General features: G+C 66.7%; 12 protein-coding genes. 7 read left to right on the top strand and 5 right to left on the bottom strand.

Translation table 11 applies throughout. From position 1 onward, the window contains the following. The first annotated feature begins 2 nt into the window (after positions 1-2). The 6 genes from cydB to A8G08_RS08635 all read left to right on the top strand — a co-directional run bounded on the left by cydB (position 3) and on the right by A8G08_RS08635 (position 6,634). On the top strand, positions 3-1,040 hold the full coding sequence (gene cydB, locus A8G08_RS08660) for a cytochrome d ubiquinol oxidase subunit II (protein ID WP_068272818.1): 1,038 nt from the start codon (positions 3-5) through the stop codon (positions 1,038-1,040). Positions 1,041-1,126: 86 nt separating this feature from the next. Further along, a complete protein-coding gene (gene cydD / locus A8G08_RS08655) occupies positions 1,127-2,767 on the top strand; it encodes a thiol reductant ABC exporter subunit CydD (RefSeq protein ID WP_084436052.1) in 1,641 nt (546 codons plus the stop codon). Continuing rightward, complete coding sequence (gene cydC, locus A8G08_RS08650) at positions 2,757-4,478, top strand: thiol reductant ABC exporter subunit CydC (RefSeq protein WP_068272816.1); 1,722 nt, start codon at positions 2,757-2,759, stop codon at positions 4,476-4,478. Before cydD ends, cydC begins: the two co-directional genes overlap by 11 nt. A gap of 226 nt (positions 4,479-4,704) precedes the next feature. Beyond that, positions 4,705-5,406, top strand: a complete 702-nt coding sequence (locus A8G08_RS08645) for a hypothetical protein (protein WP_068272814.1) — start codon at positions 4,705-4,707, stop codon at positions 5,404-5,406. 40 nt (positions 5,407-5,446) lie between these two features. Continuing rightward, positions 5,447-5,686: a hypothetical protein gene (locus A8G08_RS08640; protein ID WP_068272807.1), complete on the top strand. Its 240-nt coding sequence runs from the start codon at positions 5,447-5,449 to the stop codon at positions 5,684-5,686. A 264-nt stretch (positions 5,687-5,950) separates the two neighbouring features. After that, positions 5,951-6,634 carry a hypothetical protein gene (locus A8G08_RS08635; protein WP_157108470.1) on the top strand — a complete coding sequence of 228 codons (684 nt, stop codon included), beginning with the start codon at positions 5,951-5,953 and terminating at the stop codon, positions 6,632-6,634. Between the two features lie 419 nt (positions 6,635-7,053). Here the strand turns inward: A8G08_RS08635 and A8G08_RS08630 are convergent, their stop codons facing one another. After that, positions 7,054-7,968: a hypothetical protein gene (locus tag A8G08_RS08630; RefSeq protein WP_068272802.1), complete on the bottom strand. Its 915-nt coding sequence runs from the start codon at positions 7,966-7,968 to the stop codon at positions 7,054-7,056. Between the two features lie 168 nt (positions 7,969-8,136). Then, the gene (locus A8G08_RS08625; protein ID WP_068272799.1) at positions 8,137-8,802 is read right to left on the bottom strand and encodes a heme-binding beta-barrel domain-containing protein; all 666 of its coding nucleotides are present in this window, start codon (positions 8,800-8,802) and stop codon (positions 8,137-8,139) included. A gap of 277 nt (positions 8,803-9,079) precedes the next feature. Here A8G08_RS08625 and A8G08_RS08620 point away from each other — a divergent pair, with 277 nt between their 5' ends. Further along, entirely contained in the window at positions 9,080-10,297 is a 1,218-nt protein-coding gene (locus A8G08_RS08620; RefSeq protein ID WP_245672738.1) for a cutinase family protein, read from the top strand. A 116-nt stretch (positions 10,298-10,413) separates the two neighbouring features. Here the strand turns inward: A8G08_RS08620 and A8G08_RS08615 are convergent, their stop codons facing one another. From A8G08_RS08615 to A8G08_RS08605, 3 genes are all read right to left on the bottom strand, one after another. Next, the gene (locus A8G08_RS08615; protein ID WP_068272791.1) at positions 10,414-10,719 is read right to left on the bottom strand and encodes a DUF1416 domain-containing protein; all 306 of its coding nucleotides are present in this window, start codon (positions 10,717-10,719) and stop codon (positions 10,414-10,416) included. Between the two features lie 105 nt (positions 10,720-10,824). After that, on the bottom strand, positions 10,825-11,658 hold the full coding sequence (locus tag A8G08_RS08610) for a sulfurtransferase (RefSeq protein ID WP_068272787.1): 834 nt from the start codon (positions 11,656-11,658) through the stop codon (positions 10,825-10,827). An 80-nt stretch (positions 11,659-11,738) separates the two neighbouring features. Further along, complete coding sequence (locus A8G08_RS08605) at positions 11,739-12,191, bottom strand: DUF4395 domain-containing protein (protein ID WP_245672737.1); 453 nt, start codon at positions 12,189-12,191, stop codon at positions 11,739-11,741. Positions 12,192-12,391 lie beyond the last annotated feature (200 nt).

The raw sequence follows: 12,391 nt of genomic DNA, 5'->3' as shown, positions 1-12,391 counted from the left end.
TGATGGGACTTCCCGAATTCTGGTTCATCATCATCGCGGTCCTGTTCACCGGGTACTTCCTGCTCGAGGGCTTCGATTTCGGCGTCGGCATGCTGATGGGCGTGCTCGGTCGCGGCGGCGACGAGAACGCCGACACCCGACGCCGAGTGCTGCTCAACACCATCGGGCCGGTCTGGGATGGCAACGAGGTGTGGCTCCTCACCGCGGGCGGCGCGATGTTCGCCGCGTTCCCGGAGTGGTACGCGACGCTGTTCTCCGGCTTCTACATACCGCTGCTGCTCATCCTGGTGGCGCTGATCGTGCGCGTGGTGGCGATCGAATACCGCGGCAAGATCGACGATCCGGCCTGGCGACGACGCTGGGATTACGTGATCATCATCGGCTCGTTCGTGCCGTCGCTGCTGTGGGGCGTGGCGTTCGCCAACATCGTGCACGGGGTGGCGATCAACGAGGACAAGCAGGTCACCGACTCGCTGATCGACTTGCTGAACCCGTACGCACTGCTCGGCGGGCTCACCACGCTGCTGGTGTTCTTCCTGCACGGCACGGTTTTCGCTGCGCTCAAGTCCGGCGGCGGAGTGCGGCAGGACGCGGTTGCGCTTGCCTACCGGATCTCGATCCCGGCCACTGTCGTCGCCGCGGTGTTCGTGCTGTGGACGCAACTCGACCACGGCAAGGGCTGGACCTGGATCCCGCTGATCATCGCCGCGGTCGCGCTGATCGGTGTCATCGGCCTCACCAAGCTGGCCAAGGAGGGCTGGGCGTTCGTGCTCACCAGCGTGGCTATCGTCGGCACCGTGGTGCTGCTGTTCGGCTCGCTGTATCCGAACGTGATGCCGTCCACCACCGATCCCGCCTACAGCCTCACCATCGAAAATGCCTCGTCCACTCACTACACCCTGGTGGTGATGAGCTGGGTGGCCGTGGTTCTCGTCCCGGTGGTGCTGATCTACCAGGGCTGGACGTACTGGGTCTTCCGGCAGCGCATTTCGACTGAGCACATCCCGCCGTCGATCGGGCTGCCCGTCTCGCGCAAGTGAGCACAACCGACGTCACGGTGTCGGCCGCGCAGCAGCCGGCACCGGCGGGAGAACGTTCCAATCGGGCGCCAGTCGATCCGCGTTTGATGCGGTACTCGCCGTCGGCGCGCCGGTACGTCGCGGTCACCGTGGTGCTCTCCGTGGTGACGGCGATTGCGGTGATCGCGTCGGCATTGCTGATAGCGAGCGTGCTGGCCGGGGTGATCACCGATCCCGCCCAGCGTGAAGTCGGCATATGGCGGACGGAACTCGTCGCCCTGGTTGTGGCGGTGCTCGTCCGAGTGGCCGCGGCGTGGGCGCAAGCGCGCTACGGCGACCGGGCCGCGGCCCGAACCATCGCCGAGTTGCGGAGCCAGGTACTCGACGCGGCGGCCCGGCGCGATCCGCGCGAGGTCGACGCCGCGAAGGGTAATTGGGCGACGCTGCTCACCAAGGGGCTGAACGACCTGCGCCCCTACCTCGCGGGCTACCTTCCTGCGCTGGTGCTTTCGGTGATCGTGCCGCCGACGGTGCTCGTTGCCGTTGTCACGCAGGACCTGGTCTCGGCGGCAATCATCGCGGTGACGCTTCCGCTGATTCCGGTCTTCATGGTGTTGATCGGGCTGCTCACCAAGGGCAGGGCGAGCGCCACCTTGGCATCGATGAGCGTGCTGACCGCCCAGATGCTCGACCTGCTCGCCGGCTTGCCGACGCTGCGTGCGCTCGGGCGCGAGCAGGGGCCGCGCGAGCGGGTGACCGAACTGGGTGACTCGCATCGGCGCACCGCAATGTCCGCGCTGCGGATCGCGTTCCTTTCCTCGATGGTGCTCGAACTGCTTGCGACGCTGTGTGTCGCGCTTGTTGCGGTGAGTATCGGTATGCGGCTCGTCTTCGGCGAGATGGCACTCGAGGCGGGTATCTCCGCGCTCATCCTGGCGCCCGAGGTGTATCAGCCGTTGCGCATGGTGGGAGAGAAGTTCCATGCCGCCGAGGACGGAATGGCAGCGGCGCGAGCGGCGTTCGAGGTGCTCGATCGGGCCTACGCTTCGGAGTCGGCCGGCGGCGTTCCGGCGGCATTCGTGGGACGGATCGAATTGCGCGGAGTGGGCGTGCGGTCCCGTGACGGCTGGGCGCCAGAAGCGCTCGATGCCGTACTGGACCCCGGCCGCGTTACCGTGCTGACCGGGCCGAATGGGGCAGGGAAATCGACTGCGCTGCTGTCGATGCTCGGTTTGGTTGCGCCCGATGCGGGCCGGGTGAGTATCGATCGCGTCGATGTTTCGGAACTCGACTCCGAGTGGTGGTGGCGGCAAGTGGGATGGCTGCCCGCGCGGCCGGCCCTCCTCCCCGGGACGGTGCAGGAGAATCTGGAGTTGTTCGGCCCTCCGATCGGTGACGTGGAAGCTGCTTGCCGGGCAACGGGATTCGATGATGTGCTGCGCGATCTCCCGCTCGGCTGGGAAACCCGGATCGGTGCCGGCGGCGTGGGTCTGTCGCTGGGGCAGCGGCAGCGCCTGGCGCTGACCCGACTGCTCGTCGCGGATCGGCCGGTGCTGCTCGCCGACGAACCGACCGCTCACCTGGACGCGGCGAGCGCGGCGCGGGTGTTGACTGCGCTGGAGGTCCGGGCGCGGTCAGGGGCGACGGTCGTGGTGGTGGCCCACGACGTGCGCACGCTAGCGGCGGCCGACGCGGTCGTGACTGTGCACGGAAGTGCTTCGGCGGAACGGGATACCGATGGCTGGTGACCTGCGCCGCGCGCTCGCGCTGCTCGAACTCGAGCCGCGCCGGATCGCGCTCGCCGTGGCCGCTGGGGTCGCGGCCCTCGGCAGCGCGCTGGCGCTGGCCGCACTTGCCGCATGGCTGATAGCACGCGCCTGGCAGATGCCGCCGGTACTCGACCTGTCGGTGGCGGTCGTCGCGGTACGTGCGCTGGGTATTTCGCGCGGTGTGTTCCGCTATCTGGAGCGACTCGCCACCCACGACGCCGCCTTCCGCGGCACGACCTCTGCCCGCGCCCGGCTCTACCAGCGGTTGGCCGACGGAGACCCTGCCGCGGTCACCGGTGCCAGGCGCGGCGAGTTGCTCACCCGGCTCGGTGCCGACGTGGACACTCTCGGCGAGGTCGTGATCCGCGCGCTGGTGCCGATGGCCGTGGCAGGTCTGCTCGCAGCCGCGGCGGTGGGGTTGATCGCGACGATCGCACCCCTCGCGGCCCTGATCCTTGCGGCTGCGCTCGCGGTGGCCGGGATTCTTGCGCCCCTGCTCGGCGCCCGCGCGGCGCGGGCGGCCGAGCATGCGGGCATGGCATCTGACGCCGACTACTCCGGCCACGCAATCACCGCGCTCGACCATGCCGCCGAGCTGCGGGTGGCCGGACGGCTCGATGAGGTTGTCAGCAGGGCCGGAGGCGCTGCCCGGTCCGCGGCCGACCAGTCCGACCGGGCCGCGAGGGGAGGCGCGTTCGCCGCGGCGGCGACACCGCTCGGGATAGGCGCGAGCGTGCTCGGCGCGCTACTGATCGGCATCGTCGCCTACGGACCCGACGGGGGCACGGCGGGCGGGATGTCGCCGATGGCGCTGGCGATCCTCGTGCTGGTGCCGCTGTCGGCGTTCGAGGCGGTCGGTCCGCTGCCGGCCGCCGCGGTCGCGCTGTCGCGGGCCCGGGTCGCCGCCGGGCGGATCATGGGCCTGCTCGACCAGGCCGATGTCGCTGTCGCGCATGGTTCGCAGCCGGTTCCGCCGGGTGCTCTGGTGGCCCGCGATCTGACGTGCGGCTGGCCTGGTTCACCTGTCACGGCGGCGGTGGATCTCGAGGTGGCGCCGGGTGCACGCATCGTTGTGGTCGGTCCAAGCGGTATCGGTAAGACGACCGTGCTCATGACGCTGGCAGGGTTGCTCGCGCCGCGATCGGGTGCGGTCACCTTGGGTGGCGAGGCGCTGTCCGAACTCGAGCCGCATGGGCTGCGCCGGTCCGTGACCTTCTACGCCGAGGACGCGCACCTTTTCGACACGTCGTTGTTGGAGAACCTGCGTGTGGCGCGCGGCGATCTCGATGCGGCTGGTGCGACCGCGGCGCTCCAAGCGGTGGGCCTCGGAGACTGGCTCGACGGGCTGCCTGAGGGACTCGAGACAGTGCTGCGCGGTGGCGAGCGGGCGGTGTCGGCGGGGCAGCGGCGGCGGATCCTGCTTGCCCGCGCGCTTGTTTCGCCCGCGCGCGTGTTGCTGCTCGACGAGCCCACCGAGAACCTCGACGCCAAGCAGGGATCCGAATTCCTCGCAGCACTGCTCGACCGAAATACCGACTTGGTGGCTCCGGATCGTGCGGTCGTGGTCGTGACGCATCACCTGCCGAGTGACTCGCACCCGGATCTCGTGGTCACGATGGGTGAGCATTCAGTCGGGACCGGCGACGGTGTCAATCCCGGCGAGCCGCTGAATGTAGCGCGCCACCTCTGACCACCGGTGATCTCGGCGTTCGCGCCCGCTCGCCATATTTGGAACAGGTTTCACCTGCGCCGCAATCGTTCGCGGTTGCGGCAGCGTTACATCTGAAATATCGGTGAAAAGTGCCTTCTACCTTGCATTTCGATGCTGGACGCATGTCCACGTCCCTGTTAGGCTCCGGGCTCCCGAACTGAAACACGTTCTCTCTCCCCCGTCGGGTAGATCGAAGGAGTAATCCATGTCTCGAACCGTCAGTCGCCGTATTGCGGCGACCGCAGCAGCCGTTGCAGTCGTCGCCGGTGGAACCGTCTTCGGTCTCGGCGCGGGGGCCGGCGTCGGTGCCGCAGCGGATGCCTGTGGCACACAGGCGACGAAGGTTGAGTACAACGCCTCGGGTTCCGTCGGCATCCGATTGACGAAAGAGGTCGTCGGCGCTGCGGAGGTTGCTCCGGGTGGAACCGTCACCTATAAGACGACTGTCTCCTCGGCGACCGGAACGCCGCCGCTCCTGGGAGCGATGACCGACTACTTCCCCGCTGGGTTCACCCTCGAGTCGGCGACCATCAACGGCAGCGCGGCGACGCCGGAAGTCGCCGACGCCGCCCACTCGGCGTCGGTTAAAGCGGTCGTCGGATGGCGGATCGACGGTACGACCACCGCCACCTACGTTACGACGTACAAGGTCCCACAAGACGCGCCAGTCGGAACCGTGTACGACAGCGGTGCCTCGATGACCCCCGTAGGTCTGTGGGGCGAGCGGAAGTGGGACCCGATCGGTGTATGCGTCACGGTGCGGAACAAGTCCGTCGTTGAGTCCTTGACCGGCAGCGCGGACGCGGCGGGCCTCGGCTCGTCGGACTTGGCGATCAGCAGCGATCCTGCAGGTTTCGTCACCGACCTCCTCATGAGCGGCGTACTGACGAACGGCAGCAGCAACTAGTCCGTCACGACATGCCCGCGCCCTCGTCCCACCTGCCCGCGTGCTCCTGCTCGATGAGCCGACCGACAACCTCGATGCTGACGATGGCGCGCAGATTCTGCGGGAACTCCTGGATCGCGACGGATCACTGGTCGATCCGTCGCAGAGTGTGGCGCTTGTCACATATCAGCTTCCGAGTGATGCGCGCCTCGATCGCGTTGTGACGGTGGCCGAGGGTCCGGCCGAGATCGATGAGGTTATGGATCCCGGAGCGTCCCTGCATGCCGCGCGCCACCTCTGACCACGGTATTGGCCGGGGTGCGCGCAAACGGTTGTCTTGGAACAGGTTTCACTCGGGCGGCAATCGTTCACGTGGGCGGCCGTGTTACATCAACGGCCTCGGTTAGAACACCTGCTATCAGGCGGTCTTGCTTTATGAACGCTCGTCCATTTGGATGTCTGGAGTTTGAGCGTTTCAGTTGGGGCCGGGCGATTTGGGCCAGTCGCAGGATCGATACTGGAACGCGTTCTACCTACCCCTCGGGCCCAATGAAGGAGATTCTTCATGTCTCGAACTGTCAGCCGCCGCATTGCGGCGTCTGTGGCAGCCGCCGCTGTCGTTGCCGGTGGAACCGTCTTCAGCCTCGGTGCGGGTGCCGGCGTTGCTGCGGCGGAGCCGTGTGCCACACAGGTGACGAAGGTTCAGTACGGCGCGGCGGGCATCGTCGGCATCCGCTTGGTGAAGGAGGTCGTCGGCGATGCGGACGTCGCTCCGGGTGGAACCGTCACATACAAGACGACCGTCTCGTCGGCGGAGGGAGTGCCGCCGTTGCTGCGCGCGGTGGCGGACTACTACCCCGCCGGCTTCACGTTCGTGTCGGCGAAGGTCAACAACGTCAACACGACGCCGGCGGTCGACACCAACGCCCGTACTGTGAAGGCGCAATCCAGCGCCGGTTGGCTGATCAGCGGTGGGAACACTGTCAGCTACGAGACGACCTACAAGATCGCGGACAACGCGACCCCCGGAACTGTGTACGACATCGGCGCCTCGATGACCCCCGATCTGTGGGGCGAGCAGAAGTGGAACCCGATCGGTGTGTGCGTCACGGTGCGCAACCCGAATGCCGGTGAGACCGTGACCGGCAGCGCGGACGACAACGGATTCAGTTCGTCGGATCTTGGCATCGCTCCCTCGGACATCATCTCCGACGTCATCGCCGACCTGCTTCCGACCGGTAGCGCCTAGTCTGTCCCGGCACTTGGAAACGAGCCCCGTCCCGGTCTTCCGGGGCGGGGTTCGTTCGTTGTGGGATCACCTCACCGAATAATCCGTTGCCGACTGCATTTGTCGGGCGTAGCTTCGGGCTTACACGAGGAAGGAGGTGGTCTGAAGTTGTATGACATACGGACACGTGAGGTGGCTGCCAGCTAGCCGCCCCCGCTGACGGAAAGGATTCACTTACCGCGCGTGTGCGGCCGGCGAATCCAGGGCAGCTACCCGGCCCCCGAGCCCCCCGGTCGAGTCCAGATCGGGACCGAAGCATCAACGACGGCGCGTCCGCGATGCATTCGGAAGGCTCGGGGGTCGCTTGCTGCGTAGGCCCCCGGTTTGGGCTGGCTTCGCGGGTGCAAACCTCGTTCGTGGGTGCGAAGTTTCGCCCTCGTTTACACATTTCGCACCCCGGAAGCGATCCGGAATCCTGCACGCAGGATCTCGTGCAACCGCCACGGCGACACGAGGTCGGACCAAGTCCAACGAACTACGTGCACGCCGAGCGCGCGCAGGGAGTCTTCACGCCGCTTCTCGGCAACGACAACTTCGCTCGCGTCTTCGCGGTATTTCACCGTGCCATCGAACTCACCAACCAACTTGCGATCCCAGTCGAAGTCCGTACGTGCCACGAATTCACCTGTCCGGGTATGGAACTCGCGTTGCAGTCGTGGAGTTGGGATATCCCGCCAGCCGTGCATGAGCACGCGGGACCACGATTCGCCGACGCTCTCTGGTCGGGGATCGGCAAAGGACAGTGCGCCCCGAGCCATCGCGTTCCCGGTGCGCCGGCCCATCCGCGCGAGCGTCTCTTCCAAGTCGTCGCGCTCGACACCCGCCCGCAGTGCGGATTCGATCGCGCACACCGCCTGGGCGAAGCTTCCTTCGCGGGCGACATCGAGCGCTGTCCGAGCCAACGAGGTGACGACGACGCCCTCGACCTCGGCAAGGTCCCGGGCGTCGAGTGGTCCGCGATGACGGGTGCGCACCCTGGAGCGATGACCGTCGCGATCGTCCAGCGCGGTGAAATGGATGGTTCGCCAGGTCGGATCGAGCAGTGGCAGCCGCAGAAGCGTCGCGGCGGAGTCATGGCTGACTGCGCATTCGGCGATGCTTCGGGCGGCCGCGGCGCGCACCCGGAGGCGCTGCTGCTCGTCACGATCGAGAGCCGCCCACTTCGCGGGATCCGCCAGCGCTCCGTGCCGGATTCGGACGAGTGCGCCGGAGTGCGTCGCGGCATGGATGCGGGTATCGGTGAGCCCGAGATCGAGTGCGGATCGCCGGGTCATGAATTCGTCAGGTACGTCCATGCGACGACAATGCAGCGGCGGACCGCCTCAAAGCGGCCGCCAGCCGGTGGTTATCCACAGTCAGGGGCGCGCCAACAGTGCATCCACAGGCCTAAACGGGTGCGAAATGTGTTCCTGGGTGCGAGGTTTTGGCCCCGTTTAGAAGGTTTGCACTCGGGAGCGGGTGCTTCAGCCGATGTAGCGCTGCAGCCGCGCGGACAGGCGGGGTTCGAGCGGGCCGTCGGCCACTACTCGCTCCTCGACGTAAGCCAGGTCGCCGCCCTCGACGATGCCGTAGAGGCGCTTCGCGCCGCCGACCACCGCGGCCGACTGGCTGCGGATCACGACGTCGGTGGCGAGTTCCCAGGAGGCCTGGGTGAGTGCGCGGCCGTAGTACAGCTCGACCACGCCGGAGCTGTGGGTCAGCAGCAGTTCGAGGACTTCCTCACCGGCGGCGTCGGTGGCCACGCGCCAATATCCGCTCTCGCGGAGGTCGGGACCGATGTAGTCGCCGTCCTCGCCGAGGGTCCAGGAGCGGGCTTCCCAGTTCAGGTAGTTGCCGCCATCGTGCGAGATGACGATCTGCTGGCCGAAGCGGTAATCGCCGGCGCCGGGATTGTTGCCTTCGCCCTCGCCGCGCCAGACGCCGACCATCGGCAGCAGAGCGAGAAGCCCCGGATGCAGGTCGGGCCCGAGCCGCAGGTTCGCAGTGTCCTCGGGGAGCGGCAGATCCGGCAGAACCGGAAGGTTGCGACCGCCCGTGGTCTCTGCGCGCACAGCTGCATGCGCGACGGGGTCGCCGGAAATACCGACGGTGGCGTCGCTATGCGGACTCGGGGAGGCCTCCTCGGTCACGACTCGTCAGTGACCAGGCGGTAGACGGTGTAGAGGGCGAACCACAGGATCGCGACGGACGCGATCGCGAGCAGAACCTCGAAGAAGATGACCACGGTCGAGATTCTAGCCGCGTCCCGCCAACGATGAACGGGCGGGCAGGGCGGCCGTGAGAGCGCCATTATCGCTTGCTCGCAACTCCGCTCGGGCGTAGTGACTCGCCAGCGTGTCAGAAGTTAATCTCCTTCCACTTTCCCTTGTTACCCAGGAGTTAACTTTGTCCCCTGCGGCATCTCGCGTGCTCGCGTCTGCCCTGACATCGGCGCTGGTAGCCCTCATTTTCGCAGCTCCCGCAGTGGCCAAGCCGCACCCGTTCAACTACGCGGACGACTGCCCCGACGTCATGATCGTCGCCGCGTCCGGCGCCACCGACTCGAAGGCCGATCGCGACCCGATGGAAGAGGTGCAACGCCGCGCCTGGTCGAACTGGGTGGGCAATATCACCGAACCCGCGGGCCGGCTGTTCAAGGACGAGCCCGGCACGATCGGCTGGCTGTACGTGCCCTATCCGTCGACCTACGGACTCTCCATCACTGAGGTGCCGACCTATCAGGAGTCGACCGCACGCGGCGTCGCCAAGGCTCATGAATTGCTCGGCGAGCAGAAGCGCAAATGCGGGGCGCGCACCTCGTTCGTGCTGCTCGGCTACAGCGTCGGCGGCGAGGTGATGGAACGGGTCGCGCGCGAGATCGGCACTCGCGGCGCGAAGGCGACCGTCGATCCCGACGACGTCCTCGGCGTGGTGCTCGTGGGGGATCCGTACCGACCGGTGGGGACACCGTCCTACGACGGGCAGGTGCCGCCCGGTGGCGGATTCATGTCGTCCGAGCCCGCCGACTACGGCGAACTCACCGACAAGATCGTCTCGGCCTGCCGGCGGTGGGATATCGCGTGCGACGCGCCGCAGCGGATTGCCGTGCTGGACCTGCTGCTGAGCGTCCTCGGGCAAATCCACTTCACCGTGCTCGACCCGCTGCAAACCTTCGTCGATGCCGACGCAGTGCTGACCGGGATCGTCGGACGCACGCTGGAACACATTGTGCGCGAGCCGGACTGGTTCTCGTCGCAGGAGACGCTGCTCGACATCGTGCGCCGAGAAGCCGACCGCACCGAGCAGATCCTCGACCCGAATGCGCCCGACCCGCGAGCCTCGCCCGAGCAGATCTCGCGGCTCTACGCGTGGGCCACGGGGGAGGGTGCGCCGATTGTGCGCGAGAAGCTCGCCGCAGAGGGGGCGGGGTTCCTCGCCGACAACGCCGACTTCTTCGAATTGTTGTTGCAGCCGTACATCTTTGTGGCGTTCGCCCAGCACGTGCTGTATTGGTACGACGTCGGTTCGGCAGGCAGCGACGCAGACCATCTCGTCAGTTGGCTGGCCGATCTCGCGAACTCGTCGAAGAACCGAGCGCCAAACACGCCCGAGGCCATGCCCGTTCCGGTAGTCGCCGACCCTTGAGTCGCGTACCGGAAAACGGCGAACGGGCGGCTACCGGAAGCACATTGCTTCGGTAGCCGCCCGCTCGCAGCCGGTCGCTATCGGATCCGACAGCCGTAGATCAGACCTCGGTGAGGTCAGACTCCAACGGTGACATCCACATTGTGGATGCCGTTGGCGTCCGGGCTGATCTCGGCGGTGCCGTTGCCCGAGGAGGACAGTGCACGCACGGTCCAGTCGCCCGGAGCGGCGAAGAAGCGGAAGTCACCGGTGCCCGAGGCGACAACCTCGGCGGTGAACTCGCCCGAACCGTCGAGCAGGCGCACGAACGCGCCGCCCACCGGCTGTCCGTCATTGGCCAGCACGCGGCCGGTGATGACGGTTTCCTTCTCGACGTCGACGCCGGCCGGAATGGCCTGGCCCTGCGTGGGTGCTGCGCACATATCTATTACTCTCCTGTGGTTATAACGGGGTCGGGTTCGCTCCGCTCCTCGGGCACCGCCCGCCACGGCGAAAAACGTGCCGTGGCGTGCGCTACCCTGCGATGCTCACTCACCCAGTTCGATCGGTACACCGACGAGCGAGCCGTATTCGGTCCAGCTGCCGTCGTAGTTCTTGACATTCTCGTGGCCGAGCAGTTCCTGCAGCACGAACCACGTGTGCGAGGAACGCTCGCCGATGCGGCAGTAGGCGATGGTTTCCTTGCTGCCGTCCAGGCCGGCGTCCGCGTAGATGGTCGCCAGCTCGTCATCGGACTTGAAGGTGCCGTCTTCGTTGGCTGCCTTGCTCCACGGCACGTTGATCGCGCCCGGGATGTGACCGGGACGCTGGCTCTGCTCCTGCGGCAGGTGGGCAGGGGCGAGGATCTTGCCGCTGAACTCGTCGGGCGAACGCACGTCGACGAGGTTCTTGTTGCCGATGGCGTCGACGGCCTCGTCACGGAAGGCGCGAATCGACAGGTCCGGCGCGGAGGCCTGGTACGAGGTGGCCTCACGGCTGACCGCATCCTTGGACAGCGGGCGTCCGTCGAGCTCCCACTTCTTGCGGCCGCCGTCGAGCAGCTTCACGTCGGCGTGGCCGTAGAGCTTGAAGTACCAGTACGCGTACGCGGCGAACCAGTTGTTGTTGCCACCGTAGAGAACCACCGTGTCGTCATTCGCGACACCGCGCGAGGACAGCAGATCGGAGAACTGCTGCTGGTTGACGAAGTCACGACGAACCTGATCCTGCAGGTCCTTCTTCCAGTCCAGCTTGATGGCGCCCTCGATGTGGCCGCCGTCGTAGGCCGAGGTGTCCTCATCGACCTCGACGAAGACAGTCTTCGCCGAGGTCAGGTTCTGCTCGGCCCAGTCGGCGGAGACCAGGACGTCGGAGCGAGCCATTGGTGTTCCTTTCGTGTTTTCCTGCGGTGGAGCGTTGCTTTTGGTGTGAAGTTGTCAGCTTGACGCGGCTGTGAAGATATTCAGCTTGACGCCGATAGAGCCGGGGACCGGAACCGCGCGACGAGCGGGTAGATCTGGCAGCCGAGGCAGATGCCGAACGCCGCATTCAGGAATGCGGCGAACAGCGCGAACCCGGTGAACACCAGGCCGAGCACGGTAACCCCGGCGAGGAACGAGACCAGGCCTGCGGCACCGAAAATGAACCCGACCAACTGCGCGAAGCGCAGCGGAGCTGCAGGTTCGCGTTCGGTGACCGGGGACAGGCGCGGCGCCACGAAGGTGGAAAAGATGCGGCCGTACGGGCTGCGGCGCGGACCGACTGTGGCGCTCACGGCGAACACGACGGTCTGGATGGCGAGCAGGACGACGGCTGCGGCGGTGGAGAAAGTTGCGACAACCAGGGCCGCAACGAGGATCGCGGTGGTGATCCAGGCAGCGAACCGGGGCCCCCGCACGTCGACCTGTTCGGTCACGGCGGATGGGTTTCGGCGGGTGCCGGTGTTTGTTGAGGTGACAGACACGGTTGTGCTCCTGCGCGGATTGGCGATGGGCCGGGATGGTCCGAATGGACGCGTATCGAATCGCCGACGTAGTCGTGTTCTCCGGATTCAGCTGGTGAAATCCGAGACGACCGCCAGGGCGATCAGCGGCAGAGGCAACAACAACCACCGAG

This window comes from Aldersonia kunmingensis, from assembly GCF_001646865.1.
GTDB lineage: Bacteria > Actinomycetota > Actinomycetes > Mycobacteriales > Mycobacteriaceae > Aldersonia > Aldersonia kunmingensis.
This window is presented reverse-complemented; position numbering and strand designations above follow the sequence as displayed.

Bases quoted from the DNA above. Each gene is read 5' to 3' on its own strand.
- A8G08_RS08630 (WP_068272802.1), bottom strand. From the start codon at position 7,968: ATGGACGTACCTGACGAATTCATGACCCGGCGATCCGCACTCGATCTC.
- cydB (WP_068272818.1), top strand. From the start codon at position 3: ATGGGACTTCCCGAATTCTGGTTCATCATCATCGCGGTCCTGTTCACC.
- A8G08_RS08610 (WP_068272787.1), bottom strand. From the start codon at position 11,658: ATGGCTCGCTCCGACGTCCTGGTCTCCGCCGACTGGGCCGAGCAGAAC.
- A8G08_RS08615 (WP_068272791.1), bottom strand. From the start codon at position 10,719: ATGTGCGCAGCACCCACGCAGGGCCAGGCCATTCCGGCCGGCGTCGAC.
- A8G08_RS08635 (WP_157108470.1), top strand. From the start codon at position 5,951: ATGTCTCGAACTGTCAGCCGCCGCATTGCGGCGTCTGTGGCAGCCGCC.
- A8G08_RS08645 (WP_068272814.1), top strand. From the start codon at position 4,705: ATGTCTCGAACCGTCAGTCGCCGTATTGCGGCGACCGCAGCAGCCGTT.
- cydD (WP_084436052.1), top strand. From the start codon at position 1,127: ATGCGGTACTCGCCGTCGGCGCGCCGGTACGTCGCGGTCACCGTGGTG.
- cydC (WP_068272816.1), top strand. From the start codon at position 2,757: ATGGCTGGTGACCTGCGCCGCGCGCTCGCGCTGCTCGAACTCGAGCCG.